We start from the raw sequence: 26,591 nt of genomic DNA, 5'->3' as shown, positions 1-26,591 counted from the left end.
GGGCCACTGGGTGAACGGTCGACGAAGATCCGTCACGTAGGGTTACGATCGTGAGAGTGACGACCTAACCTCCCGTCATGTCTGACATCTCCCGCCGTAAGGTTCTCGGCACCCTCGCCGGTGGAACCGCCCTCTCCCTCCTGCCTCCGTCGCTGCACCAGGCGATGGCCGCGCCCATGCCACGCGGTGGCCTGCGGGCGATCGAGCATGTGATCATCCTGATGCAGGAGAACCGTTCCTTCGACAACTACTTCGGAACCCTCAAGGGTGTGCGCGGCTTCGGCGACCGTACGCCGCTGCGTCTGCCCACCGGTGGGAGCGTCTTCGCGCAGCCGCGGACCGGCGGTGCCGAGGTGCTGCCGTTCTCGGCCCGGCAGGCGGCTCTCGACGCGGGCCGCCCCGAGAGCGACATCCAGTACCTGGGTTCACTCGCGCACGGCTTCTCCGACGCCGTCCAGGCCCGGGCGAACGGCTGGTGGGACGACTGGATCGCCGCCAAGAGCCAGAGCACCATGGCCTTCTACGACCGGCGCGACATTCCGTTGCAGTACGAACTGGCCGACCGCTTCACCATCTGCGACGCGTACTTCTGCTCCGTCTACGGCTCGACCAACCCCAACCGCAACTATCTGTGGACCGGCACGACCGGTTACGAGCCGGACGGCGTCAACCGGGCCGTCACCAACGCCGCGTACTCCTACACGCATCGGGGCTACGACTGGACGACGTACCCGGAGCGCCTGGAGGCCGCCGGCGTCTCCTGGCAGATCTATCAGGAATGGGACAACTTCACCGACAACGCGGTGGAATACTTCCGGCCCTGGAAGGAGATCGGCAGGAAGATCCTGGCCAAGGTCAGCGGCCAGTACTCCACCACCGAGCAGTTCTACGACAGCCTGTGGGGCAAGACCGCCGATCAGCGCAAGGCCGCGCTGGCAGAGTTCCAGCGGGGCGTCGACGCGCTGACCCCGGCCGAGCGTCGGCTGTTCATGCGGGGCGCCTACCGCTCCGAGCCTGACACCCTCATCCAGCGGCTCACTTCTGACATCAAGAAGGGCACGCTGCCTCAGGTCAGTTGGATCGTTCCGACGGCGGCGCTGTCCGAACACCCCAGCAGCTCCACCCCCGTCGGCAGCGCCAACCTCGTCTACGACCTCCTCGACGCCATCGCCGGCGACCCGAAGACCTGGTCGAAGACGGCGCTGTTCATCAACTTCGACGAGAATGACGGCTACTTCGACCACGTGCCCGCCCCGGTCGCGCCGAAGCCGGACACCGGCAACAGCGACGACTGGTTCAACGGCAGTCCGGTCGGTCCCGGCCCGCGCGTGCCGATGACGGTCGTGTCGCCGTGGACGGTGGGCGGTTTCGTCAGCTCGGAGGCGTTCGACCACACCTCGGTCATCCGGTTCCTGGAGAAGTGGACCGGCGTCCGCGAGCCCAACATCAGCGACTGGCGCCGTAGCGTCTTCGGCGACCTGACCTCCGCCTTCGACTTCGACCGCGCCCACCGGCAGCCCGAGGTGGAGCAGCCGGGGCAGGTGCCGGCACCCGTCGGACGGTGGACCCCCGTACCGCCCAAGGAGCAGGCGCTGCCGGAGCAGGAGCCCGGCACCCGTCGCACGCGCCGCTCCCCGTACCGGCTGTCCCTGCGCGCGGACGTCACCCGTTCCGCCGTGCGCCTCCGGCTCGGCAACGAGGGCCGCACCGGCGCCGCGTTCACCGCCTACCCCGGCGACGGCACCGCTCCGCGCGCCTGGACCGTCCCCGTCGGCAGGAGCGCCACCGAAACGGTGGAGTACGGCGCCGACGGCTACGACCTGCAGATCCACGGTCCCGGATGGTCGGTGTGGGAGCTGCGCGGCAGAGGTGTGGGCGCCGAGGCACACCTCGTCGAGCACCCCGCCGCCGACCGGGTCACAGTGGTGTGCTCCAACCCCTCCCCCAGCACCCGTACGCTGCTCGTCGGTGAGTCGGTCTACTCACGCAAGCACGGTGACCACGTGCGGACCGTCACCCTCAAGCCCGGCCAGTCCCGCACGGTGCAGCTCCGCGTGCCGGATCACGGCTGGTACGACGTGGTGGTCGTCGACCGCGGTGACCCGTCCTTCCTGCGGCGCGCCACCGGTCGCCTGGCCGACGGCAAGCCCGGCGTCACCGACCCGGCGACCGGCACGGCCCCGGCGCTGGCCGCGACGATCGGCCTGCCGGCGGCGCTGCCGTCCCTGGGCACGCCTTTCGCGCAGGGCAACCCGACCGATGTCGTGGTCACCGTGCAAAACCAGGGCACCCACCGGCTCGACGCTCTGTCCGTCGCCCTGCTCGCCCCGTCCGGCTGGACGGTACGGCGTACCGGTGGGGCGCCGGCCGTGCTGCGGACCGGCGACTCGGCCGACGTGCGCTTCGTGGTCACGCCCGCTCCCGACGCCACCGCCGGGCGGCTGGTCGTCGCCGCGCACGCCGACGGCGACGCTCTGCTCAGACTCGCGGACGCGCGCGTGCGGACCAAGGTCGCCCCGGCCATGAGCGTCGCACTGACCGGTCCGGCCAGTTCCCCCGGGACCGACGGCACCGTGCTCTCACCGGGCAAGCCGGTCACCGTGACGGCCACCGTCACCAACGCCGGCAGCGCACCGCTCACCGGCCTGACCGCCGGGTTGTCCCTCCCGGAGGGCTGGACCGCCACCGGCAAGGGCAGCGCGCCCACGTCCGTTGCGGCCCGCTCCTCCGCGTCCGTGGCCTGGGACGTCGTCGCGCCCGCCGACGCGGCACGCGTCCTTGGCAGCCTCAAGGCGACCGTCGCGGCGAAGCTGGGCGGCAGCGAGGCGCAGGCGTCCGCGTCCCTGTCCGCCAAGACGGGGCCCGTCATGACCGGCTACCTCCTCGCGGAGGACTTCGAGTCCGTCGCCCCCGCGCTCGCCGCGGCGGCCGACCTCAGCCGCCCCGGCCTGCTCGGCTGGACCCGGACCACTCCCGAGGGCTGGACGATCACCAACGCACCGGCCATGCCGCAGGGCACGCGAGAGCTGCAGGGCTGGACCTTCCTGTCCAAGCAGTTCTGGTTCCCCGCCGGGCAGGACCGCCCCAACTTCGGCCGGGCTCTCGGCGTGGTGGCCGTGGCCGACCCCGACGACTGGGACGACACCGGCAGCCCGTCGGGGCGGGGCCGGTTCGACTCGACCCTGAGCACCCCGGCCGTGGCCATTCCCCCGGGCACCTCCACCCTCCATCTGGGCTTCGACTCCCACTACCGGCAGGAGAGCCCGCAGGAGGCCGAGGTCACCGTCGTGTTCGACACCGGCGAACCGGTCCGGCTGCTCCACTACAGCAGCGCGACGTCCGGGAACACCAACCTGGGCCAGGACCAGCAGAACCGGCTCGTCCGGCTCTCCTGTCCCGTCCCCGCCGGGGCGACGTCGGCGAAGGTCGGCTTCCGGATCTTCAACGCGGGCAACAACTGGTTCTGGGCGATCGACAACGTCCGTCTGGGCACCACCCCGATCGCCGACGCCTGACCGGCCGTAGACGGACCACCTCCGGCGGGGCGACGGCCCGACGGCCCACCGCCCCGCCGATCAACTCGGCCCTTCGGCAGCCGGGGTGTGCGGTGACGTCGGCGGTCGTTCTGCTCGTTCCTTCGTCAAAAGCACTGCGCCGGGCGGAGGATGGGACCATGGCAGGGGAAGCGAGTGAGGTCGTTCTGAGCAAGCAGGACCTTCAGGAGGTCACCGCGTTCGCCGCGGCATGCGCGGAGGCCGTGCTGGAGACATTCGAGGCCGATCAGCCGCACGACTCACGGCCCAGAGACGCTGTCCGTGCCGCGTGGGAGTTCGCGCAGGGTGGTGAGCGCGGGAAGTCTCTGCGCGTCACAGCGTCGGCGGCCCTCAAGGCGGCCAGGAGCGCGGACAGTGCGGCTGCGCGCGAGGCGGCGTGGGCAGCGATGTCCGCGGCAGCCGCCGCCTACCTGCATCCGCTGGCCAAGGCCACTCAGGTCAAGCACATTCTCGGCGCCGGCGCCTACGCGGCCAGAGCGGTCGAACTCGTCGCCGGCGACGATCGGAGCATTGGCGTGGCACACCTCAAGGGGACGGTGCATCGTGCGACTCCGGTCGTCGTTGACGTACTGAAACGCTTCCCGGCAGCGCCGGCCGGCGGCGGACGTGTCGGTGAGTTGATCCGCACACTGGACGCTGAACTTCGTTCACTCACCCGCGCCGAGTAGCGTTCGGTGCGCCCTGGACGGCGCGGCCTCGCAACGAGGGGCTTGCCCCAGCCGGGCGTCCGGGTCACCGGACGGAGAAGTCGGCCGCTTCGGTGTCCAAGGTCGTGGTGCCGTCCTGCGCGGTGGCCAGGACGGCGACATGCCAGACACCGCGCGGGGACGACTCGGCGTCGGCGGTGGTGACCTCGGCGGTGTAGGTGCAGCGCACGGTGTCCCGTCCGGAGGGCGTGCAGACGGCCTGCTGCGCGGCGGCCATGTCCTCGGCGGTCAGACCCTTCTCGGCGAGGGACGACTTCTGCGGCCAGGCCAGCACCTTCACGCTCCTGACTCCGGAGGATGCCGTGACATCGGTGGCGAAGACCAGTGAGCCGTCGCGGTCCCCGTCGGGGGCGGTGTAGCGGGCAGTGCTGTGTGCCAGTGCCGGAGTCTGCTCCCCTGCGTGCGCGAGAGCGAAAGCACCCGCACCGCTGAGGGTGACGACACCGGCGCCTACGGCCAGAGCAATACGTCGGGACATGGGATCCTCCGAAACTGTCTCAGCACTGGACGGGGTCGGCGCCACTCGACCGGCGCCGCCGGACCCATACTCGCCGCGCGAGGACTCGCCGGGCATGAGCGCGCCTACTCAGCCCGACCTGAGTAAGCCGACCGGATCGGACCCTCTTCTCACCACACCGACACCACGCCAAGCCCCCCAGGCGTCACCCACCACCACGGCTCCCAACTCGCATGGTGTCGTCCTGGGTCGGCGCGCCGAGTCGTGTGGTCACCTTTCGGTTCCTTCGTTACGGAAAAGTGCCCTCTTCCCCGAAGAAGAGAAGTCTCTTATGGTTCCTAAGTAACCGCCGGTGACCAAGCGGTCGGATCGCCGACCGCCGCTACGGAGGAGTCTCACCATGACCACCCGGCCCAACGATGTTCCGACCGAGGCTCCCGACGCTCGGCCGGTGTTCTTCGCGACCCCTGGATACGGCGAGACCCAGCTGGAGCGCATGCACTACTCCCAGGCCGTCCGGATCGGAAACCGTGTCGAGATCTCGGGGCAGGGCGGCTGGGACGACAACTGGGCCTTCCCCGACTCGTTGGAGGACGAGATCGTCCGGGCGTTCGACAACGTCGAGCGCACGCTCGCGACGGCCGGTGCCACCTGGCGCGACGTGATTCACGTCAACTCCTATCACCTGCCGGAGGCACCCGGTTTCATCGGCGACACCCACAACCGTGTCATGGTCGAGCAGTTCCGCAAGAGGATGGGAGACCGCGCGCCGATCTGGACGGAAACCGGCGTCCCCGCGCTCGGGGCGGCGGGGATGCGCGTCGAGATCCGCGTCACCGCGATCGTCGAGTAGCCGCCCGGCGGGGACAATCCCGGGCAGCGGAGCGGGACTTGGCCGGTTCGATGCGAGCGTGCGGTGGGATGGTCGCTGAGGTGACTTCGGTCGGTCAGCCTGCTGCCGGGCTCCGCGGGACCCGCGCTCGCGTGAACCCGTGGCTCCGCTCCACCTTCGCCACATGCAGCGTGTAGCTCTGGTACCACTCGGCTCGCCCGCGCTGCTGCGCCGCGCGGTGCTCGGCATTGTTCCGCCACTCAGTGAGGGCGTCGGCGTCACGGAAGTACCCTACGGTGATGCCCAGCCCGCCGGGAGTCTGCGCGTGGTCCATCCCCAGGAACCCCGGGATGTCCTTCACCAGCTCTTCCATGCGTGCGTTGGTCTCGCTGTAGCCGCTCTGGTCCTGGCTGCGCACCGTGGTGAAGACAGCCACCCAGTACGGGGGGTCAAAGGCCTCGACGGGCGCGACAGGCGCTTCCGGGTGATCGCTCATCGCGCCACCGTAAGGCCGGGTGTGCCCGACGATCCAGCGTCCTGCTCGAACGCTCCCTGAGCACCGAGAGCGTGCCAGGGCCACACGCTCGACCGCCCTGTCCCGGCTCAGTGGGTGCGGGGTGTGCGGACGGCGAGGATGGCCATGTCGTCGTGACCATCGCTGGGATGCTGGTCGGCCAGGGCTTCGACGAAGTCCTGAAGGGGCAGAGCCGCGTGCTCCGAGGCGAGGGCCGCCAGGCGCTCCAGTCCTGCCTCGACCGGGTGTACCGGGTGTTCGATGAGCCCGTCGGTGAACAGGATCACCGCGGAGCCGGCCGGTATGGGGCAGGTGTGGTCGGAGCGTGACCGGGTGGTGTCGACGCCCAGGGGAAGGTCGGGGTCGGCTTCCAGGTAGCGGGGCGGCTGGCCGGGGCTGAGCAGCAGGGTGGGGGGTGCCCCGCCGTACTCCAGCACAGCGTCCACCCGCCGGGCGTGGCGGGTTCGAGGCGGGCGAGGCAGACGGTGGTGACCGGCTGGTCATCGATCGCCTGGAGTGCTTGGTCGAGGTGGGCCAGGACGGCGCTGGGTGGGGTGCGCTGGTGGATGAGCAGAGCGCGCAGCATGTTACGGATCTGGGCCATGGCGGCTGCGGCCGGCACATCGTGGCCGACGACGTCGCCGACAACGGCTGCGCAGGCGCGGTCGGGCACCAGAAGGGCGTCGTACCAGTCTCCGCCTATGTGGCCTGGTGTTCTGGCCGCGCGGTAGACCGCGGCGGCCCCGAAGGGATGCAGGTCGGGCAGGCGTGGCAGCAGGAGTCGTTGGAACTGTTCGGCGTCGAAGCGGGTTTGCTCGTAGAGGCGGGTGTCGTCGATGGCCAGGCCCGCCGCGCCGGCCAGTGCCACGATGAGTGCCTGGTCGTGGGCGTCGAAGGGCCGGCCGTCGAGGCGTTCGGCGACGTAGAGATCGCCGTAGATCCTGCCGCGGGTGCTGATCGCGGCCCCGAGGAGCGTGCGCATCGGCGGATGACCGGGCGGGAATCCGGCCGAGTCCGGGTGAGCGGCGATGTCATCGACGCGCAGCTGGGTGATCAGGTGTCCCAGCAGGCCGCGGCCGCGCGGGAAGTCCACATCGCCGAGATCGGCCCGCTCCTGATCCGACAGGCCCTTCGGGATGAACTCGGCGAGCTGTGCGCCGTGCTCATCGAGCACGCCGAGTGCGCCGTAGCGGGCGCCCACCAGTTCCCTCGCGGTATCCACGATCAGCTGCAGGATCACGGACAGGTCCATGTTCCGGCCGAGCACGGCCTCGTACAGGTCGTGCAACCTGTCCTGGGCCCGCGCCAGCGATCTGAGCTGCTCGGCGATCAGCTCGAGCTCGGCCCCCAGACGCAGACGCCGGAACGGGTCCGACTGCCCGCAGTCGTTCTGTTCCCTTGGCATCATCGGCGCCTGCTCGCCTGCCGTTCGGTCGTTGTGCTCGTGCGCCGGACCGTCGGATCCGGCCGGCGATCCCGGCGGGTCCCATCGAACAACTAAGACCGATAATTTCACCAAAATCAGCATGTCACACGTGGATCACCGCATTGGAGAACGTCAATGCGCGTGAGTGGGGCCGCGCCCGGCGACACGTTGCATGGAGTACAGCGTCTGTGGAGCGTCCCACTCCACGAAGGTGCTGATCAGACGCATGCCGATGGCTTCGAGGAGGCGACGTGAGCGCTCGTTGGCCTCCTGGGTGACAGCGATGACCGAGGGATCGTCCGAGGGGACGTGGTCGAAGGCCCAGCTGACTACAGCCGTCACGGCCTCACGGGCGTATCCCTGCCCCCAGTGCTCCGGCAGAAAGGAATAGGACACCTCCCGTCGGCCGTCGAACCGTGATGTCGGATCGATCGACGCAGAGCCGAGCACGGTTCCTTCGTGCCGTGTGACCACGGTGAACAGATGCGCACGGCCCACGAAGTGCTGCTGATAGGCACTGAGTCGGTCTTCGGCGACCGGGCCGCCGAGATGACGCCGGACGTCGACGTCGGTCCACAGGCGGGTGAAGTCAGACGTGTCGGCGGGTTCGGCGGGGCGTAGCAGCAGCCGGGATGTCGTCAAGACGCACGGCCAAGGTTGCGTGGCGGACGGCGAAGACATGGCAGTGATCATCGCATCAGCCGAGCAGGCCGCGCGGAGGGCCGGGGGTTGCGTCGGGTCGGCGTTGCCCGGCGAGCCGTGTGGGTCGCCGGGCGGGCCGGGGGGCTCAGTGGGTGGGCTGGGCCTCCTGCTGGGTCGTCGCCTCCGTGACGGCGCGGCGCCGGGTGATGAGGGCGCTGCTGACGAAGACCGCGGCCAGGGCGACGACGACGAGGCCGATGACGGCCGCGTGGCCGATCCGGACCGAGCCGCCGATCAGCAGGCCGGAGACGCCGAAGTCGGCGTCCGAGAACGTGGAGTTCTCCAGGCCGACGTCGCCGAGGAACGGCAGGACGAGCAGCGGAAGGAACGTGATCAGCAGGCCGTTGGCCATGGCGCCGAGGATCGCGCCGCGCCGGCCGCCGGTCGCGTTGCCGATGACGCCGGACGCGGCGCCGGTCATGAAGTGGGCGACGATGCCGGGGATGATGATGGTGCCGCCCACGGCGACGAGGACGCCCATGCCGATCAGGCCGCCCACGAAGCTGGCGAGGAAGCCGATGAGGACGGCGTTCGGGGCGAAGGTGAAGACGATCGGGACGTCGAGAGCGGGCCGGGCGTTGGGCACCAGCTTCTCCGAGATGCCCTTGAAGGCGGGGATGATCTCGGCGAGGACGACGCGGACACCGGCGAGGATGATGAAGACGCCCGCGGCGAACTTGCCGGCCTGCATGACGGCCCACAGCAGGTACCACTGGCCGTCGCTCAGCTCGCGCTCGACGTAGCCGGGTCCGGCGACGAGGGTGACCAGCAGGTAGATGATGCCCATGGAGGTCGCGATGACGACGGTGGTGTCGCGCAGGAACCCCAGCCCCTTGGGGATCTTGAGGTCTTCGGTGGACTTCGAGGAGTCGCCCACCAGACGGCCCACGAGTCCGCTGGTGGCGATGCCGAAGTTGCCGGTGTGGCCGAGCGCGACGTTGTCGTTCTTGGTGACCTTGCGCATCCAGGGCTGGACGAGCGCGGGCGACAGCGTGGTGATGAGGCCCTGGGCGAGGGAGCCCCAGAGGACGGCCTGCCAGCTGCTGAAGCCGTTCGCGATGAGGATGACGGCGATCATGGCCGCCAGGTACAGGGCGACATGCCCCGACATGTAGATGAACTTGAACGTGGTGAAGCGGGCGAGCAGCACGTTCACGACCATGCCGAAGAAGAAGATCAGCGCGGCCTGGGAGCCGTAGTCGGTGAGCACCTTGCCGACGATGGCCTCGTTGTTGGGCACGACGCCCTGCACCCCGAAGGCGTGCTGGAACATGTCGCCGAACGGGGTGAGCGCGTCGGAGACCACACCGGCCCCGGCCGCGAGCACCAGGAAGCCGACGAACGCCTTGATCGTGCCCTTGACGGTGTCGGAGGCCGACTTGCGCTGGAGGAGCAGGCCGAGCAGGGCTATCAGGCCGACGATGACGGATGGCTCACGGAAGACATCCAGGAAGTTCTGCAGAACGCTGTTCACGGACAACGCCTCTCTTCGGGCACGACGGGGCCGCGTGCGGGGGTGGTGGGTGCCGGGTTCCTGGCGGTGTTGGCGCACGGGAGCATCGGCCGGCGGAGTGCAGCTCCACAGCGGGCGGGATGAGGCGTCGGGCGCTGCGGGCGGGCGGCGGCCGGGGTGGGTGTCCGCCCGGCGCCGTCGAGATGGGCGGCGCCGCGTCCACGGTCGCCGCACTCAGCAGAATTAACGTTTCTTTGTGTTCGCTGTATTCGCTCGGAGAATCAGAGCAGGCCGTGGCGTGCGGCGGCGGACTTGACCGCCTCGCGCAGCTCGTCCATGTCGATGATGCTGTTCAGCACGACCACGTCGCCCAGTCCCTGGGCGGTGTCCTCCAGGTCCTTCGCGACGAAGAACACGTCCGCGCTGTCGGGGCCGGCGGAGCTGATGTCGGAGTGCTCGACCGTGACGTCCGCCAGACCGAGTTCGCGGACGATGGTCTCGATGTTCATGCGCACCATGAAGCTGCTGCCCAGTCCGGTGCTGCACATCGCCAGGAACTTCATTCGGATTCCTCGAATTCGGTGATCAACTTGACTACCTCGGGGGCCGAGGCCGCCTCGCGCAGGGCCTGGCGGGTCTGGGCGTCCGAGAGAATGCGTGCGAGGGAGGCCATGGCGCGCAGGTGCGCGTCGGCGTCCGCCGCGGCGAAGCAGAAGTAGAGGTCGACCGCGTGCTCGGGGTCATCGAGCAGCGGGGCGGGCTCGCTCAGGCGGAGCATCGCGATGCCGGTGCGGACGACACCGTACTCGGGGCGGGCGTGCGCCAGCGCGATGCCGTGGCCGAGGTCGATGTAGGTGCCGCCGGCCGCGATCGAGTCCAGCATGGCCTGGACGTACTCGGGGGTGACGTCTCCGGCCTCCACCAGCGGACGGGCGACCCGGGTGACGGCTTCCCGCCAGGTCAGTTTGTCGTCGGTGAAGTGGATGTTCCGCTCGGGCAGAAGACGACTGAGCATACGTGCTCCACGGGGGTGCGGGTAGGGGACGGGCGCGGCGCGGCTAGTCGGCGTCGGCCACGATGTCGAAGGACAGTTCCGCCGTGTCCGGCAGGAACTTCGAGGTGCCGAAGATGACGGGTTTGCGGCCCGGCTCGAAGACACGTGAGGTGGCCAGCAGCAGCGGGGTGTCCTCGGCCACGCCGAGCAGCCCGGCCTCGCGTGCGTCGCACCGGTGGAGTCCGACGACGATCTCGTTGCGCACCAGCAGCACGTCGTGACGGGCCCTCAGGTGGGCGTAGAGGGAGCTGTCGGTGAAGTCCGTGGTCAGGACGTCGGGGAACCGGGCCTCCTCGACGTAGGACTCGGCGAGGTGGTGCAGGACGCCGTTCACGCTGCGCAGCCTCTCCAGCCGTACGACCGGGGCGGCGGGGCTGACTTCGAGCGCGGCGGCGATCCGGGCGCCGGCCCGTTCGCCGCGCTGCACGGTCACCTGCGAGGTGACCGTGTGCCCCTGCCGGGTGAGCTGGGTGTGAAAGCCGGTCACCTCGTTGACGAAGCGTTCGCGGTGCTTGAGGTTGTAGCGCGGGTGGCTCACGAAGGTGCCGCGGCCGTGCTCGCGCACGAGGTAACCGTCCTGGACGAGTTCGTCGACCGCGCGGCGCAACGTGATGCGGCTCACATCGTATTCGCCGCACAGGACACCTTCAGCGGGCAGACGCTCCCCCACGGGGAGACTCCGTACGCGCTCCAGCAGATGGTCGCGCACCTGTGCGTATTTGTGCCCGGCCATCCACGACCTCCTCGTCGGGCTTACATGTCATCGAGACATCATGATGACTACGGAGCAATCGCAGCGTCAATAGTCGACGCCTAAACGAGATCTCACACTCTCGGGACAGCTGCTTGTGTATGCCCCGTCACATCCTCACCCCCCTGGCCTGGCACATCGCATCGACGGGCCCCCTCTGGTGCCGATACGGAGGCATGAGCTACGTTTCCCGAAGTCATCATGACGTCATGCTCTCTCCAAGGAGTTCCCGTGGCCTTCTCACCCACACAGACGACGCGGCCCCTCGGGGCCTCCCCCACGGCGGGGCGGGCGCTCGGCGAGGCGGACGCACGGGCCGTCGCCGTGGCGCGGGCACTGGCGGTGGACGCCGTCGAGGCCGCGGGGTCCGGACACCCGGGCACGGCACTGGCTTTGGCCCCCGTCGCACACCTGCTCTTCCAGCGGCACATCCGGCACGATCCCGCGGACCCCTCCTGGGAGGGCCGTGACCGCTTCGTGCTGTCCTGCGGGCACGCCAGCATCCTCCAGTACGTACAGCTCCATCTGACCGGCTACGGGCTGGAGTTGGACGATCTGCGCCGCTTCCGCCGGCTCGGCTCGCTGACCCCGGGTCACCCCGAGTACCGGCACACCGCCGGTGTCGAGACGACCACCGGGCCGCTGGGCCAGGGTGTCGCCACGGCCGTGGGCATGGCGATGGCGCTCAAGCGTGACGAGGAGCGGCTGGCGGGCGCGGACACCTCACCCGGCGGTCCCGCCGGCCGCACCGTCTGGGTGCTGTGCTCCGACGGCGACCTCCAGGAAGGCATCTCCTACGAGGCCGGGGCGCTGGCCGGACGGCACCGGCTGGACAACCTGGTGGTCATCTGGGACGACAACAGCATCCAGATCGAGGGCGACACCGGCCTGACGACCCATGAGGACACGGCGGCCCGCTTCCGCGCCCAGGGCTGGTTCGTGCAGACGGTGGAGCTCGGCGCCGACGGCGACGTGGACGCCGGTGCGCTTGACCGCGCGCTCGCCGCTGCCCGCGCCGAGACCGGCCGACCGAGCTTCGTCGCCCTGAAGTCGCAGATAGCTTTCCCTGCCCCGAACGCGGTCAACACGGCGGCCTCGCACGGCGCTCCGCTGGGCGCCGCCGAGGCCGCCGCTGTCAAGGAAGTCCTCGGCATCGAGGGCGCGTTCACGGTTCCGGCGGACGTGCTCGAGCACACCCGCCGGGCCCTCGCACGGGGCGCCGCACTGCACGCGGACTGGGACCGGGAGCTGGCCCGCTGGGCGGCCGAGCACCCCGAGGCCGCGGCGGCCCGCGAACGGGCCGTCCGCCCGGCGGACCCGGACCGGCTGGCCCGGGTGCTGCCGGAGTTCGAGCCCGGCGACAGCATCGCACCACGCGACGCTTCCGGGCGGGTCATCCAGGCCCTGGCCGCCGAACTGCCGCGGCTGTGGGGCGGCTCCGCCGACCTCGGCGACAGCAACCGTACGACCATCGCGTCCGGCGGATCGTTCCTGCCCGCTAACGAGGACGGGGGTCGCGGCCTGCGGGGCCGCAACGTCCACTGGGGGGTGCGCGAGCACGCGATGGCCGCCGCGCTCAACGGCATCGCCCTGGTCGGCTACGACACCCCGTTCGCCGGCACCTTCCTGGTGTTCAGCGACTACCAGCGCCCCTCCCTGCGGCTGGCCGCCCTCATGCAGCTGCCGGTGATCCATGTGTGGAGCCATGACTCCGTCGCTCTCGGCGCGGACGGCCCCACCCATCAGCCGGTGGAACACCTCGCCGCGCTGCGCGCCATGCCGGGACTGGCCGTCGTCCGGCCCGCGGACGCCACCGAGACCGCCGCCGCCTGGCTCGCCGCGCTCGGCCGGCCGGGCCCGGTCGGTCTGGCGCTCGCCCGGCAGGGCCTGCCGGTGCTGCCCACCGACGTCGGCACCGTCCGCGCGGGCGTGGCGCGCGGCGCCTATGTGGTGACGGATCGTCAGGAAGATCCGGACGTGGTGCTGTTGGCCAGTGGCAGCGAGGTCGCCCTGGCCATGGCGGCGCGGGATCTCCTCGCGGCGCGCGCCGTGACCGCACGGGTCGTCTCGGTTCCGTGTCTGGACTGGTTCATGGCGCAGGACAGGGAGTACCGCGACCGCGTGCTCCCCCCGTCGGTGCGGGCCCGTGTCGTCGTCGAGGCCGGTACCGCCTTCGGCTGGCACGGCCTGCTCGGCGAGCACGGCCGGACCGTGACCGTCGACGGCTTCGGTACGTCCGCCCCCGCACAGGAAGCGCTCACGGCGGTGGGCCTCACCGAGGACGCGGTGGTCGAGGCGGCCCTCGCCTCCCTCGCCGCCGCTCGGTCCTGACCTCGAACCTGCCCGCACCGACTCCCTGCACCTTCTCCACCGACAAGGAAGCACTGCCATGCCCGAACGCACTGTCACCATCGCCTCGCGAAGCGGACTGCACGCCCGGCCCGCCACCGCGTTCGTCCGCGCGGCGGCCGAACAGGCCGTGCCCGTGACCATCGCCCGCGAGGGCCGTACCGTCGACGCCCGCAGCCTGCTGTCGGTCCTGGCCCTCGGCGCCGGACACGGCGACTCGGTGACACTCGCCGCCGAGGGCGAGGGCGCCGACGCCGCCCTCGACGCGCTGGCCGCCCTCCTCAGCCGGGACCACGACGCGGAGCCCGCCGGCTGACCCGCCCGCCGCGCCGGCGGCCGGCCGGTCACCGGCGCGGCGGCCCGGACCGGCGCCGACCGCCCCCTCCGGCTCCCGTTTCCACTCCCGCTCCCGCTCCGAAGCGAGGTTCCCCTTGAATGTGCGTGCTCAGGCCGCCCTGCGCGACGCCCGGCTCGTCGTCTTCGACTGCGACGGCGTCCTCGTGGACACCGAGAGCATCGGCCCGCAGGTCGTCGCGGCCATGGCCACGGAGGCGGGCTGGCCCCTGACCGCCGAGGAGGTGCGCCACCGGTTCCTCGGCCGCCCCGAGTCGTACCTGTACGAGCAGATACGCGCCCACGCCACCACCCCGACGGGCCCCGAGTGGCTGACGGAGTACCGCACGCGCGTCCGCGACGCGTTCGCCGCGCGTCCCCGCACCATGCCGGGGGTGCGGGAGTTGCTTGACCACCTCGATGCCCGGGGGCTGCCCTACTGTGTCGCCTCCAGCGGCAGCCATGAGCGCATCGCGCACTCGCTGGAGGTCACGGCGCTCCAAGGCCGTTTCGCCGGGCGGGTGTTCAGCGCCGACGACGTGGCCGCCGGGAAGCCGGCGCCCGATCTGTTCCTGCACGCCGCCCGCGCACTGTCGTACGAGCCGGAGCACTGCCTGGTGATCGAGGACAGCCCCGCCGGCGTCGACGCGGCCATCGCCGCCCGCATGCGGGTCGTCGGCTACACCGGCGGCCCCACCGACGCCGCCGCCCTGGCCCACGCGGACCTGGGCGTCGTGGCGGACCTGACCCAACTCGTCACCTGACAGGGGCCGGTACGGCAAGTTCCCCGCGCCCATGGGGGGCCTGGCTTCCCGGCGGAACAGGTTCGGGGTGGCGCCTCGGGGGGTGCCTCGGTAGGTCGTCGGCGGGTGCGGGTGTGTTGTGGCGCGGCGCGCAGTTCCCCGCGCCCCTTGGGGGGCGCTGTCCCTGCCCGGTGGAACATGTTCGGGGCGGCGGGGATGAAACCAGTGGCCCATCGGAGGACAGTCACGGGCTGCCCTTTCTGGCCGCCGCGTGCCGGACGTCGGCGTCGGTCCAACGCGGCCGGGAGCCGCGGTCGACCAGGGCGCACCGGACTCCTTCGTCGAAGTCGGGTTCGATGATGACGTTCCCGGCGGTGGCGAGTTCGCGGGCCAGGCAGTCGCGCAGGGAGGCGTCGGCTCCGAGCCGCAGCAGCCAGTCGGTCGTCACCAGGCTCGCGGGGCTCGCCGCGCGCAGGGCGGCGAGCGCAGCGGCGGGTCCTTCTCCTGGCAGGAGGCTCAGGGCGGGCTCCAGTTCGGCCAGCGGGGTGTGGGCGAAGACCGTGAGCATCGCTGTCTCCGCGTCCTCGTCGGCGTACTTGGGCGTCACAGGCGGCGTGTGGGCCGCGTCGAGGCCGCTGATTCCGTCTCGTGCGAGCGCGTCGACCAGGTCTTCGAGGTGTGTGCGCGGCACATGATGGGTCGCCAGGCCGCTGCGGAGGGCGCCCCCGGCGTCCACCCGCGCTCCGGTGAGCCCCAGATACCGTCCCCAGCCGGGGGCAAGACGCGGCAGGAAGTGACTGGCACCGACGTCGGGGAAGAAGCCGATGGCGGTCTCCGGCATGGCCAGCGCGCTGTGCTCGGTGACGACCCGGTGGCTGCCGTGGACCGACAGGCCGAGCCCGCCGCCCATGGCCACGCCGTCGAGCAGGGCGACGTAGGGCTTCGGGTAGGAGGCGATGAGTTCGTTCAGCGCGTACTCGGCGGCGAAGAACGCCATCGTGCCGTCCAGCCGGTTCGCGCGTACTTCCTCCCGCATGAGGCGGACGTCGCCGCCCGCGCAGAAGGCACGGGGCGAGGTACTGCGCACGACCACGGTGTCCACGCTGTCGTCCTGCGCCCACCGGGTGAGCACCTCGGTGATCGCCGCGACCATGGCGGGGGTGAGGGCATTGAGCGCTTCCGGCCGGTCGAGCATGATCTCGCCCAGTCCTCCCCGGATTCCGGCCCGGACATGGCTGGTCGCAAGCGGTGCGCGGCGGCCGGGGAAGACATGCCGTGGAGTGCGCGCGGGCGAGGCACCGCTGGGGCCGTGGGACGCCTCGGGTGCTCCGCCGGGGCGAAAAGACCGGTCGGTTCTCGTCATGGGTGGCCTTTCGGGTGGGGCGTCAGGCCATGAGGGAGCGGTAGAGCTCCTCGATGGCGGCCTGGTCGGGGATGCGGGGGTTGTTGGCAGGAGAGCCTGACGCGAGTGCCTGCCGCGCCATTGTGGGTGTCATCCTCTCCCACTGCTCCGGGTCGATCCCGTGGCGGGCGGGTCCCGGAACCGCGAGATCGGTGTTCAGCGCGCGCAGTTCAGCGACGAGCGCGGCCGCGGCGGCCTCCTCGGAGCCGGTCTCGCCCGTCAGGCGCATGGCGCGTGCGCAGTCGGCGTAGCGGGAGGTGGCGGCGGGCACCGAGTAGGCGGTGACGGTGGGCAGGAGCATCGCGTTGGACAGTCCGTGGGCCACGTGGAAGTGGGCCCCGATGGGGCGGCTCATCCCGTGCACGAGGGCGACGCTGGCGTTGGAGAATGCCATACCGGCCTGGGTGGAGGCGAGCATCATCGCCGCGCGGGCCCGCAGATCGCCGGGGTGGGCATAGGCGGTGCGCAGGCTTTGGGCGATGGAGGTCAGGGCGGTCAGGGCCAGCCCGTCGGTGAACGGGTTGGCGCGGCGGCTGACGTATGCCTCGATGGCGTGGGTGAGCGCATCGATGCCGGTGTCGGCGGTGAGCCGGGCCGGCATGCCGAGGGTGAGCAAGGGGTCGACGAGCGCGGCCGTGGGCAGGAAGGCCAGGCCCGCGCACAGCATCTTCTCGTCGGTGTCGCCCGAGTCGTCGGTGACGATGGTGTAGCGGGTGCACTCCGAGCCGCTGCCGGCGGTGGTGGGGATGGCGATGAGCGGCAGCGCGGGGGTGTCGGTCACGGTCGGCGCGGCGTAGTCCCGCATGGGACGGCCGGTCGTCCCGAGCAGCGCGACGGCTTTGGCGGTGTCCATCGGACTGCCCCCGCCGAGGCCGACCACACAGTCGAAGTCGCCCTCGGCCAGCACGGTGACCGCGCCTTGGACGGAGGTCGTCGTCGGGTCGGGTCTGGTGCGGTCGTACACCGTCGCGGCGATGGCCTGTGCGGCCAGGTCGGCCACGATCTGCCCCGCTGTGCCGTTGCGGGCCAGGTAGGGGTCGGTCACGATCAGCGGCCGGGCCAGTCGGAGGGAGCGCAGGACCTCGCCCAGTTGCCCGGCGGCGCCGGGTCCGATCCGCATCAGGCGTGGCAGGGCGATGGAGGACACGGAGTCGTTCACTGCCCGCTCCTCGCGCTCACGGCGGGGGCCTGCCCGGGCAGTGCGGTGTGTTCGGGGCCTTTGAGCGCGAGCAGTTCGCGGGCCCGGGCAGCGGTCGCCGGGGTGCGGCCGAGCTCGGCGAGGATCCGTACGATCTTCTCGACCTGCTCCGCGTTGTTCCGCGCGAGCTGTCCGGCGCCGATGTACAGGCCGTCCTCCAGGCCGACCCGGACGTGCCCGCCGAGCTGCGCGGCCTGCGTGGCGACGGCGAACTGGTGACGGCCCGCGGCGAACGCGGAGAACAGGTAGTCCGCGCCGAACAGCCGGTCCGCGGTACGGGCCATGTGCTGGACGTGGTCCGGATCGGGGCCGATACCGCCCAGAACCCCGAACACCCCCTGGATCAGGAAGGGCGGCCGGATGAGTCCGCGCTCCACGAAATGGGCGAGTGTGTACAGGTGGCCGATGTCGTAGCACTCGAACTCGAACCTGGTGCCGCGTGCTCCGAGGTCGTGCAGGATCGTCTCGATCTGGGTGAAGGTGTTGGAGAAGATCCTGTCGGCGGAACCGAGCAGGTACTCACGCTCCCAGTCGTGACGCCAGTGGGTGACGCGGCCGGCTGCGGGCGCGAAGTTGAAGTTCATCGACCCCATGTTGAGCGAGGCCAGTTCGGGCGCGAAGGCGCGCGCCGCCGCCAGCCGGTCGTCAAGGGTCATGACGACCGATCCCCCGGTGGTGATGTTGACGACGGCATCGCATCCGGCGGTGATCGGTGCAAGGAACTGCCGGAACACCTCCGGGTCGGAACTGGGCCGTCCATCGTGCGGGTCACGTGCGTGCAGGTGCAGCACCGAGGCCCCCGCGTCGGCCGCGTCGACGGCCTGGGTGGCGATCTCGTCCGGTGTGACGGGGAGCGCGTCGGACATGCTCGGTGTGTGGATCGAACCGGTGACCGCGCAGCTGATGATGGTGTGGTCGCACTGCCTCATCGGTGACCTCCGTCGCCGCGGATCGCGTACACGGTCGCGGTGGCCGCCTCGGCGAGCATGGAGGTGTCGTTGCCGACGACCACGAAGTCGAAGCCATGGGCCAGCAGCGCGACGGCGCCCTCGGGGGTGGCGGTCGCCGCGCCGCAGGGGATGCCGGCGCCGTGTGCCGCGTCCAGGGCCACGCCGCACAGGTCGCTCACCTCGGGTGCCGAGGGCGCGGCCCCGATGTCCAGTCCGATGTCGGCGGCGCCGACGAACAGCGCGTCGACACCCTCGACGGCGGCGATGGCCGCGGCGTTGCCGACCGCCTGGCGGCTTTCGATCTGGGGGACGCAGAGCGCGCTGTCGCTCGTGGCAAGGTACTCCGCACGGGAGAGCAGTCCCCACCGCCCCGCCCGGCTGGTACCGCCGGCACCGCGGCGGCCGGCCGGTGGGAAGCGGACGGCGGCTGCCCCCGCGCGGGCCTGTTCCACGGTGTCGACGTGCGGGATCAGCACTCCCGCGGCACCGGCGTCGAGCAGCCGCTGGATGCCGGACGGGGCTCCGTCGGCGACGCGCACCAGCGGCGGCACTCCCAACGCCTCGGCGACGGTGACCAGTTCGTAGACCGTTCGCAGGTCGAGCGGGGCGTGCTCCTGGTCGATGACGACGAAGTCGAAGGCCGCGTGGGCGACGATCTGGACCGATTCCAGGGCGGGGAGTTTGATCCAGGTGCCGAGCCGGCCGCTGTCCAGTGCGGTCACGGGGCCGTCACCTCCTGCGGGGCGGGGTAGTCGGCGGCGTTGAGGACCCAGCCGTCCCGGGCGGAGAAGTCGGTCCGGGGCGGGCTGAAGATGTCGATCAACCGGTTGCGGCCCGCTCCGCAGGCCCGCGTGGTGTGCACGGTGGGCGGGGGGATCACGGCCACCGACGGGCTGCCCAGGACCCGGTGTTCGTCGGGACGCCACTGGTCCATGTCGGTCGTCCAGGGGGTGCGGATGTGGTGTTCGAACTGCCCTGCCACGGCCAGCGAGCACTGCTGGAAGTCGTCGTGGTGGTGTGGTGAGAGCTTGTTGCGGGGCCGGGGGCCGTCCAGCGGATCGAGGAAGTTGACCATGAACGAGCGGGTGCGGTAGATGCGCCCGAAACGGCCGGGCTCGGCCGGGACCTCGTCGGGCCGGTAGATCCGCAGGCGGTCGCCGCCGACGGGAGCGGGCCACGGGGCCAGGGGGGCGACCCTGGCGTGCGGCTCGGCGTAGTCGGCGGCGTTGGCCGCGAGGGCGGCGAGGTCGGCGGTGCGGTGGTCGAAAAGACGTATCACATCGGTGCCGGCGCGGGCCCTGACGTGGGAGTGTCCCGGAGGGACGACGATCATCGCGGTTCCCCGGACCTCATGTGTGTCGGCGCCGGCTGCGACGTCGACGTGTGCGTCGTCCGAGGTGAGCAGGACCACGTATTCGTGTTCCTGGGCGGTGCGCTCCAGGATCTGTCCGGTGCGCAGCCGGGAGAGGGCCACGACGAAGTTCTGTCCGCGCACCACCCAGGTACGGCCGGATGTCTCGTCGTCGGTCTGCGGTGGGCCGTCGAACTCGGTGTAGGCGGGGGCGGCGATGGGTGCGTCGGCCGGAACGGCGGGGTGTGCGGCGGAGGTCGGCAGCGCCGCACGCGGATCGGTCGGGTCGTACACGCCGGCTTCTTTCTGTCAGGGGAATGCGGTCTGTCAGGGGAATGCGGCGGCTCAGTCCAGGCCCAGCAGGTAAGTGGGGTTCTCGACGAGCATCCGGCGTACGTCCTTCTCGGCGACGCCGTGGTCGAGCAGCGCGGTGGTGACCTCGATGAACGCGTCGACGGGTCGGGTACGGCCGAGTTGGCCCAGGTCGGAGGCGAGCACCGTGCGCTCGACACCGACGGCCTCGATCCACTCCAGCAGCACCTCGATGCCGAAGTGCGGATGGTCGTCCGGCAGATACATGCCGACCTCGTGTTCCATGAACACACCGCGCCGGGACAGCTCGACACCCTGCTCCAGCGTCAGGTCGCTGATGAAGTTCGGGTGGCTGGCGACCATCTTCTCGACACCGCGTTCGGCGCCCACCGCGAACAGCTCCGCCATGTCGTCGGGGTGCAGATGGCCGCCGTTGAGAACGGCTCCGGTCTCCGCGACGACATCGGCCACTTGAGCGACCTCGGGCCGCAGCCGCCCCTGCGCGTCATGGATGAGCACCGGCACGGTCGTGAGCTCGACGGTGCTGCGGGGGAACCCGCCGGCCAGTGCCTCCTCCTGGAACTCGATGTGCCGGCGCGAGGAGAACGTGGGGAACCAGACGATCTTGCCGCCCATCCGCAGACACATCTCGACCGCGTAGGGGTTGATGCCGCCGACCTGGTTGTTGAGGACGATGCCGCCGAACACCTGGGTGCCGATGCCCTCGAAGGAACGGCGTGCGGCCTGTAGGTCCATGACCGTGTTGTGGTGGTGCGACTTGGCGACAAAGGCCCGCATGTTGATCCGGTCGCCGTCCCTGGCTCCTTCGACGTGGTCGAACTCGCGGGGGAACGGGCCCGGTCCTGAGTGGCAGTGCAGGTCGACCATTCCGTCCAGGATCCGGGCGACGGTGGGGCTGGGTTCCATCAGCTTTCTCCTCACGTGGGGTCATCGCCGACCATCCGTGACCACATAGTGAATTGTCAATACGCCATGCGAACACAGTCGCTCCGCGCAGCGCGCCTCTGCGGGCTCACCAGAGAACTGCTGCACACCACTTGTTCGCATGGGCATTGCCGTGTTCACATTCCGTGGGTAGCGTCACCGACGTCGCCCCGCCATCAGGCAGACTTCGTGATGTGAACAGCCAGTCCTCATCACGAACGGAGTGCCAGATGGTGGAGAAGGACGACGAAGCACGGTCCGGCGGGGAGATCCAGGCTGTCGACCGCGCCGCCCAGATCCTGCGCCTGTTCGGCCCGGAGACCCCGGAGCTGACGGCGGGCGAAGCAGCGGAGCGTCTCGGCCTCAACCGCACCACGACCTACCGGTACTGCACCTCACTCGTGGCGTCGGGTCTGCTCGAACGGGGCCACGCGCCGGGAACCTTCGTCCCGGGCGCGCTGCTGCTGCAGCTCGGAGCCTTCGCACTCGGCCGGCGCAAGGTCGTCGACCTCGCCCCTGCCTACATGCGGGAACTGTGCTCGCTGACAGGGCTGACCACCGTGCTGAGCCTGTGGGGCTCCACCGGCCCGATCGTCTCCAGGGTCGAGGAGGACGCCACACGGACCGTCCTGGTGACGGTGCGCGTCGGAACCCAGCTGTCGCTCACCGCGGCACAGACCAAGGTCTTCCTGGCCCATATGTCCGACCAGCTCCAGGTCGACCGCCTGCTGGGCAGCCTGCCCGGCGATCAGCGGACCGAACTGGCCGACGAGATCCGCGCCCTCACGGGCACCGATCAGGTCGCCATGAGCCCGGACGGCTTCGGTGTGCATGCCATGGCCGCCCCCGTCTTCGACGAGTACGGCATCTGCGCCAGCCTCGCCCTCGTCGCCACCGACGACCTGCTCCCCCTCGACCCCGACAGCACCACCGCCAGCCACCTGCGCGGCACAGCCCGAGCCCTGGGCAAGGCCATGGGTGGCGAGAAGCGGCTCTAGCGCCAGCCCGCCCCGCCCGCCGGGGCCAGATCGGAGGACATCGGTGTCCACCACAGTCAACAGTCCCGCGGTATCCGCCGGCCGTCCCGTCAGGGATCCGCACCGCGCCGCACTCCGCGGCGGCATCCTCGGCTACTACGCCGATCAGTTCGACATCTTTGTGCCGATCATCACCCTCGCGCCCGCGATGATCTACTTCGAGCCGGTCAACACCTCGAAGACCACGGCCGCGCTGATCGCCGCCGCGGTCTTCGCCGCCACTCTGCTCGCCCGCCCGCTCGGATCAGCGGTGTTCGGCTACTACGCCGACAAGGTGGGCCGACGGATCACCACCATGGTCGCGGTCGCCGGATTCGGTGTGACGACCTTCCTGATCGGACTGCTGCCGGGCCACCAGCACATAGGACTGTGGGCGATCGCGCTGCTGATCGGCATGCGCTTCCTCGGCGGCATCTTCCTGGGCGGCGAATACGCCACCGCCGTACCCCTGGCGATGGAGTGGAGCCCCGCCCGCAGACGAGGACTGGCCAGCGGGCTCATCACCTGCACCTCCCCGCTGGCCACCGCCTCGATCGCCGCCCTGAGCCTGCTCCTGCTCAGCGTCATGCCCCCGGACGGCGTACACAGCGCCTACGTCCAGTGGGGCTGGCGCATCCCGTTCTTCATCGGCGGCCTGCTCGGGATCGTCCTCTTCTTCTACTACCGCCGCAATGTCGAGGAGGCCCCCGCCTTCGAAGCCGGCGAGTCGACGGCATCGCCGCTGCGCGAACTCCTCGGCGGACGCCACCGCCGCGATCTCGCCCAGGTGTTCACCCTCATGACCGGTGCCTGGTTCCTCACCAACGTCGCCGCAGCCGTCCTGCCCTCGATGCTCAGGAACGACGTCGGCCTTCCCGACCGCACCGTGAGCATCATCCTGTTGATCTCATCGGTCGTCTGCGTCGGCACCTTCATCGGCTGCGCCGTGCTCTCCCAGCGCATCGGGCGGCGCCGCTTCTACACCCTCTTCGGCATCGTCGCCGCCGTCCTCGCCTCCGCCTGCTACACACTGCTCACGACGCTGAACGCGGACCAGGCCGTGCCCGCCGCCCTGCTGGTGATCGGCGTCCAGGTCTCCACGATCTCCATGTACGGGCCGATCGCCGCCTACCTCACCGAGCGGTTCCCGGCATCGATCCGCGCGACCGGCTATGGCGTCGGATACAGCCTGGCCCTGGTCATCCCCTCGTTCTACGCCTTCTACATCAGCGGGCTCGCCCCGTTCATCGGCAGCGCGCTGGCCCCCGTCGCCCTCCTCGTCCTCGGCGGAGTGCTGGTCGCCGTCGGCGGAGCGCTCGGCCCCGAAACCAAGGACGTCGACATGACGGCCGGCACGGCTGCCGAAGCACGCCCATGACCGCTCTCTCCCCGGCGCCCTCGTCAGCCGAAACCCGCACCAAGATCTTCACCGGCCCCCGGATCCTCGCCGGTGACGGCACCGAGCCGGAGGCCCTCGCCGTCCGCTCGGGGTGGATCGTCGCCACCGGCACCCGGCACGACCTGCGCTCCGCCTTTCCCACGGCCGAGGAGGTGGCCCTCGACGGTGCGCTCGTCGTCCCGGGCTTCAACGACGCCCACTGCCACCCCACCCAGGCCGCACTCGCCCGCGTGCGCGTCGACCTGAACACCCTGCCGGACGCCGGCGCCGTACTCTCGGCCCTGCGCCGCCAGGCTCGACGCACACCCCCCGGCCAGTGGGTGGTCGGGCAGCCGCTCGACGAACGCCGCACCGGCACCCTCGACCGGGACATGCTCGACCAGGTGTCGGACAGCCATCCCGTCCTCGTCGTCCACTACTCGCTCCACCGGGCCGTGGCCAACAGTGCCGGCCTGGCCGCCCTGGGCTACCGGAGCCCCGCGGACGCCCCGCCAGGCGGCCGGCTCGGTGCCCATCCCGACGGACGCCTGGACGGGCACCTCATCGAACGTGCCTGGCTGGACCCCTGGCTGCCCGGCACCAAAGGCACGTCGATCGCACCGAACGGAACCCTCTTTGCACAACAGGCCGCGCTGAAGGAAGTGATCGCGGAACTCCACGCATGCGGCATCACATCCTTCTGCGACGCGCTCGTCACACCGGCCGAACAGGAGCTCTACGCCACCGCACTGGCCGCGGGCGAACTCACCGCACGTGTCGGCATGCTGCTGTGGCACAGCTACGCCGACCCGCGGCAGCTGCCGGGCGACAGCGCCGACCCGCACCGGCTCCGGACCGTCGGGGTGAAGATGATGCTGGACGGCGCCCTGTCCGGGGGAACCTGCCGGTGCCGCTCGCCCTACCCCAGTGCCACCGGCACCGGCAACGGACTGCAGATCCTCACCGACGACGAATTCACGGAGACCGTACGGGCCATCGACGCCGCCGGCGGCCGCGTCGCCGTACACGCCAACGGCGACCAGGCCGTACAGACAGTCCTCGACACCGTCGAGTCCCTGCCGAGGAGCCGGACCCGGCACCGGATCGAGCACTGCAGTCTCATCGACGACGGCCTCGCCGAGCGCATCGCCCGCGCACAGCTCATCACCGTGCCGTTCGGACCGTTCGTCACGCTGCACGGGGAACAACTGATCGACTACTACGGAGACCGGGTCGACAAGGTCTGTGCCCACCGCACCCTGCGCGACGCCGGAATCGTCGTGGCCGGCTCGTCCGACTACCCGCTGGCTCCCCCCGACCCCCTGCTCGGCATCCGGTCCCTGGTCACCCGCACCACGGCCGCCGGTACCACCGTCGGCGCCGGGCAGCGCATCGGGCCACAGGACGCGGTCGACGTCTACACCCGAGGCTCGGCGGCAGCCTCGGACGAAGAGTCCGTCAAGGGAACCCTGACCGTGGGACGACTGGCCGACCTGACCGTACTGGACACAGACCTCACCACGGCCGAACCCGAGGCCCTGACCGACATCCGGGTGCGTTCCACCTGGGTGGGCGGAGAGTGCGTGCACACCAGCCACCGCTAGCTCCCCGCCCCCGAGCCACCCAGACCACGACCGCCCTCAGTCATGCCTCGGCCTTGGCGATGGCTGTAGTTGCGGCCGCCAGGTCGAGGGGTGTGCTCCCGGTTGGGGTGGCCTGGCCGGGGTGGGGGTCGGGCCGCCGGGATTCGGGGGGCGGGAGGTTTGGGTCAGTTTTCGGGGGATCTGAGGTACGGGGCTACGCTGCGCAGCTTTTCGCAGGTCTCCTCGATCTCCCGTGCGGGGCTGGACTGAGCGGTGATTCCGGCGCCCGCGCGCAGCCACACCTCGTCCCCTCTGCCGATGAGGGTGCGCAGGACGAGGGCCGCGTCCAGGGCGCCATCCGTGCTTCCCCGGAACACCGCGCCGCCGTACAGGCCCCGGGGTCCTTCCTCATGGCGGGCCAGGGCCCGCAGTGCGGCGCGTTTGGAGACGCCGGTGGCGGTGATCGCCGGGAACAGCGAGGCGAACGCGTCCCACGGTCCGGTTCCGGGCCGCAGCCGGCCCGTCACCCGCGAGGCGAGGTGCTGCACCGAGCCGCGCGGCCGGACCGCCATGAACTCCTCGACCGCGACGGAGCCGGGCCGGCACACGGCCTCCATCTCCTCCCAGGCCAGGCGTACGGACACCGCGTGTTCGTGTATCTCCTTGGGGTCGGTGAGCAGTTCCGCCCGTCTGCGCTCGTTCTCCGCCGGGTCGGCCACCCGTGCGCGGGTGCCCGCGAGCGGCTGGGTGCTCACGCGTCCGTCCTCGCCGACCTCCAGGACGGTCTCGGGGCTGAATCCGGCCGCCCGGTAGCCGCCGAGGTCCATCAGGTAGGAGCGGGCCGGGGTGTTGGCACGGCGGCCCGCGAGATAGGTCGCGGGGAAGTCCACGCCGGGCTCGCGGGGCAGCGGAACCTTCCGGGACACCACGGCCTTCTCCAGGATTCCCGCCCGGATGTCCGCGACCGTACGGGCCACCACCTCGCCGTAGGCGCCGGCGCCCGCGGCGATGACGTCCTCGGTGCTCTGCGGCGGCAGTCGGTCGAGGGCGTTCGGCTGCGCCGGTGGCTCCGCGAGCAGGTCGGCGACCTTGCGCGCCCATGCCTCGTCCACCGCGCGGACCAGGGTCCCCTCGCCGGTGAGGGTCACCTCGACGGACGGAATCAGAGCGTGCAGCAGGGGCTGGTCACCGCCCGCCGCGGGGTCCGCGTGGAGAAGGTGGGAGAGTTCGAAGGCCGCCCAGCCGTAGTAGTGGCGGTCCGCGTCGCGCAGGGCGGACAGCGCGGTGGCGAACGCCGTCAGGGGTTGCCCGTCGGTGCGCGATGTCCAGGTCCGCCCCGCGGCCCGCGCGGTGATGCTGGTCGCGTTCGCGGTGACGCTCACGGCGGAGCCCGCCGCGAAGTGCCAGACGCCGCCTTCCGTCTCGTACACCATGTACTGGTCGGCGAGCCGCGCCTGCGCGAGGCGGGTGGCGGTGGCCGCGGGGTCGTGGCGGGGCTCCCGGGTGCTCGCGCGGGCGAGCGGCGGGACGGAGTTCGCCCATGCCTCCCAGGGCGTCCGAGGGCCGGTGCTCATCGTGTGG

23 protein-coding genes and 1 pseudogene are annotated in these 26,591 nt (G+C 70.9%); 9 read left to right on the top strand and 15 right to left on the bottom strand.

The genetic code is table 11. From position 1 onward, the window contains the following. Positions 1-77 precede the first annotated feature (77 nt). Both ACIRFL_RS15795 and ACIRFL_RS15790 read left to right on the top strand, forming a co-directional pair. Entirely contained in the window at positions 78-3,515 is a 3,438-nt protein-coding gene (locus ACIRFL_RS15795; protein ID WP_404028571.1) for a phosphocholine-specific phospholipase C, read from the top strand. A 158-nt stretch (positions 3,516-3,673) separates the two neighbouring features. Next, positions 3,674-4,222 carry a putative immunity protein gene (locus ACIRFL_RS15790; protein ID WP_404028568.1) on the top strand — a complete coding sequence of 183 codons (549 nt, stop codon included), beginning with the start codon at positions 3,674-3,676 and terminating at the stop codon, positions 4,220-4,222. Between the two features lie 64 nt (positions 4,223-4,286). Here ACIRFL_RS15790 and ACIRFL_RS15785 read toward each other — a convergent pair whose 3' ends face one another. Beyond that, complete coding sequence (locus tag ACIRFL_RS15785) at positions 4,287-4,739, bottom strand: DUF5707 domain-containing protein (protein WP_404028566.1); 453 nt, start codon at positions 4,737-4,739, stop codon at positions 4,287-4,289. A gap of 379 nt (positions 4,740-5,118) precedes the next feature. Between ACIRFL_RS15785 and ACIRFL_RS15780 the strand changes: the two genes are divergently transcribed. Further along, complete coding sequence (locus ACIRFL_RS15780; RefSeq protein WP_404028563.1) at positions 5,119-5,571, top strand: Rid family hydrolase; 453 nt, start codon at positions 5,119-5,121, stop codon at positions 5,569-5,571. Positions 5,572-5,665: 94 nt separating this feature from the next. Here ACIRFL_RS15780 and ACIRFL_RS15775 read toward each other — a convergent pair whose 3' ends face one another. The 7 genes and pseudogenes from ACIRFL_RS15775 to ACIRFL_RS15745 all read right to left on the bottom strand — a co-directional run bounded on the left by ACIRFL_RS15775 (position 5,666) and on the right by ACIRFL_RS15745 (position 11,432). Next, positions 5,666-6,046, bottom strand: coding sequence for an antibiotic biosynthesis monooxygenase family protein (locus tag ACIRFL_RS15775; protein ID WP_404028560.1), 381 nt, complete (start codon positions 6,044-6,046; stop codon positions 5,666-5,668). A 107-nt stretch (positions 6,047-6,153) separates the two neighbouring features. Further along, a pseudogene (locus tag ACIRFL_RS15770) lies at positions 6,154-7,316 on the bottom strand (PP2C family protein-serine/threonine phosphatase). A 306-nt stretch (positions 7,317-7,622) separates the two neighbouring features. After that, positions 7,623-8,183 carry a GNAT family N-acetyltransferase gene (locus ACIRFL_RS15765; protein WP_404028557.1) on the bottom strand — a complete coding sequence of 187 codons (561 nt, stop codon included), beginning with the start codon at positions 8,181-8,183 and terminating at the stop codon, positions 7,623-7,625. 94 nt (positions 8,184-8,277) lie between these two features. Further along, complete coding sequence (locus ACIRFL_RS15760) at positions 8,278-9,666, bottom strand: PTS ascorbate transporter subunit IIC (RefSeq protein ID WP_404028554.1); 1,389 nt, start codon at positions 9,664-9,666, stop codon at positions 8,278-8,280. 260 nt (positions 9,667-9,926) lie between these two features. Next, the gene (locus tag ACIRFL_RS15755) at positions 9,927-10,208 is read right to left on the bottom strand and encodes a PTS sugar transporter subunit IIB (RefSeq protein WP_404028552.1); all 282 of its coding nucleotides are present in this window, start codon (positions 10,206-10,208) and stop codon (positions 9,927-9,929) included. Next, complete coding sequence (locus tag ACIRFL_RS15750) at positions 10,205-10,660, bottom strand: PTS sugar transporter subunit IIA (RefSeq protein ID WP_404028549.1); 456 nt, start codon at positions 10,658-10,660, stop codon at positions 10,205-10,207. The genes ACIRFL_RS15755 and ACIRFL_RS15750 overlap by 4 nt, the downstream gene beginning before the upstream one ends. Positions 10,661-10,703: 43 nt before the next feature. Then, entirely contained in the window at positions 10,704-11,432 is a 729-nt protein-coding gene (locus ACIRFL_RS15745) for a GntR family transcriptional regulator (RefSeq protein ID WP_404028546.1), read from the bottom strand. A gap of 249 nt (positions 11,433-11,681) precedes the next feature. On the opposite strand from ACIRFL_RS15745, the gene ACIRFL_RS15740 reads away from it, so the two are divergent. The 3 genes from ACIRFL_RS15740 (at position 11,682) to ACIRFL_RS15730 (ending at position 14,896) form a co-directional block, all read left to right on the top strand. Continuing rightward, complete coding sequence (locus tag ACIRFL_RS15740) at positions 11,682-13,781, top strand: transketolase family protein (RefSeq protein ID WP_404028543.1); 2,100 nt, start codon at positions 11,682-11,684, stop codon at positions 13,779-13,781. A 58-nt stretch (positions 13,782-13,839) separates the two neighbouring features. After that, positions 13,840-14,115 carry an HPr family phosphocarrier protein gene (locus ACIRFL_RS15735; protein ID WP_404028540.1) on the top strand — a complete coding sequence of 92 codons (276 nt, stop codon included), beginning with the start codon at positions 13,840-13,842 and terminating at the stop codon, positions 14,113-14,115. A 121-nt stretch (positions 14,116-14,236) separates the two neighbouring features. Next, complete coding sequence (locus ACIRFL_RS15730; protein WP_404028537.1) at positions 14,237-14,896, top strand: HAD family hydrolase; 660 nt, start codon at positions 14,237-14,239, stop codon at positions 14,894-14,896. Between the two features lie 223 nt (positions 14,897-15,119). On the opposite strand, the gene ACIRFL_RS15725 is transcribed toward ACIRFL_RS15730, so the two are convergent. From ACIRFL_RS15725 to ACIRFL_RS15700, 6 genes are read right to left on the bottom strand one after another with little or no spacing between them, the layout of a single operon-like run. After that, positions 15,120-16,238, bottom strand: a complete 1,119-nt coding sequence (locus ACIRFL_RS15725; protein WP_404028534.1) for an enoyl-CoA hydratase/isomerase family protein — start codon at positions 16,236-16,238, stop codon at positions 15,120-15,122. A 22-nt stretch (positions 16,239-16,260) separates the two neighbouring features. Then, on the bottom strand, positions 16,261-17,436 hold the full coding sequence (locus ACIRFL_RS15720) for an iron-containing alcohol dehydrogenase (RefSeq protein WP_404028531.1): 1,176 nt from the start codon (positions 17,434-17,436) through the stop codon (positions 16,261-16,263). Beyond that, entirely contained in the window at positions 17,433-18,404 is a 972-nt protein-coding gene (locus ACIRFL_RS15715; protein WP_404028528.1) for a 3-keto-5-aminohexanoate cleavage protein, read from the bottom strand. Before ACIRFL_RS15715 ends, ACIRFL_RS15720 begins: the two co-directional genes overlap by 4 nt. After that, entirely contained in the window at positions 18,401-19,147 is a 747-nt protein-coding gene (locus ACIRFL_RS15710) for an HpcH/HpaI aldolase/citrate lyase family protein (protein WP_404028525.1), read from the bottom strand. Before ACIRFL_RS15710 ends, ACIRFL_RS15715 begins: the two co-directional genes overlap by 4 nt. Continuing rightward, positions 19,144-20,070, bottom strand: a complete 927-nt coding sequence (locus ACIRFL_RS15705) for a hypothetical protein (RefSeq protein ID WP_404028522.1) — start codon at positions 20,068-20,070, stop codon at positions 19,144-19,146. The genes ACIRFL_RS15710 and ACIRFL_RS15705 overlap by 4 nt, the downstream gene beginning before the upstream one ends. 51 nt (positions 20,071-20,121) lie before the next feature. Further along, positions 20,122-21,015, bottom strand: coding sequence for a DUF6282 family protein (locus tag ACIRFL_RS15700; protein WP_404028519.1), 894 nt, complete (start codon positions 21,013-21,015; stop codon positions 20,122-20,124). 248 nt (positions 21,016-21,263) lie between these two features. On the opposite strand from ACIRFL_RS15700, the gene ACIRFL_RS15695 reads away from it, so the two are divergent. Genes ACIRFL_RS15695 through ACIRFL_RS15685 form a run of 3 tightly spaced genes read left to right on the top strand, consistent with a single transcriptional unit; the run spans position 21,264 to position 25,031 of the window. Next, positions 21,264-22,031 carry an IclR family transcriptional regulator gene (locus ACIRFL_RS15695; RefSeq protein WP_404028517.1) on the top strand — a complete coding sequence of 256 codons (768 nt, stop codon included), beginning with the start codon at positions 21,264-21,266 and terminating at the stop codon, positions 22,029-22,031. A 43-nt stretch (positions 22,032-22,074) separates the two neighbouring features. Continuing rightward, positions 22,075-23,427, top strand: coding sequence for an MFS transporter (locus ACIRFL_RS15690; RefSeq protein ID WP_404028514.1), 1,353 nt, complete (start codon positions 22,075-22,077; stop codon positions 23,425-23,427). Next, entirely contained in the window at positions 23,424-25,031 is a 1,608-nt protein-coding gene (locus tag ACIRFL_RS15685) for an amidohydrolase (protein ID WP_404028511.1), read from the top strand. The genes ACIRFL_RS15690 and ACIRFL_RS15685 overlap by 4 nt, the downstream gene beginning before the upstream one ends. Positions 25,032-25,195: 164 nt before the next feature. On the opposite strand, the gene ACIRFL_RS15680 is transcribed toward ACIRFL_RS15685, so the two are convergent. Continuing rightward, on the bottom strand, positions 25,196-26,584 hold the full coding sequence (locus ACIRFL_RS15680; protein ID WP_404028509.1) for a salicylate synthase: 1,389 nt from the start codon (positions 26,582-26,584) through the stop codon (positions 25,196-25,198). Between the last annotated feature and the right edge of the window lie 7 nt (positions 26,585-26,591).

Origin of the sequence: Streptomyces sp. NPDC102462, from assembly GCF_044765425.1 — a bacterium.
Classification (GTDB): Bacteria; Actinomycetota; Actinomycetes; order Streptomycetales; family Streptomycetaceae; genus Streptomyces.
Note: the sequence above shows the minus strand (reverse complement) of the source record. Positions and strands in the feature narration are given on the sequence as shown.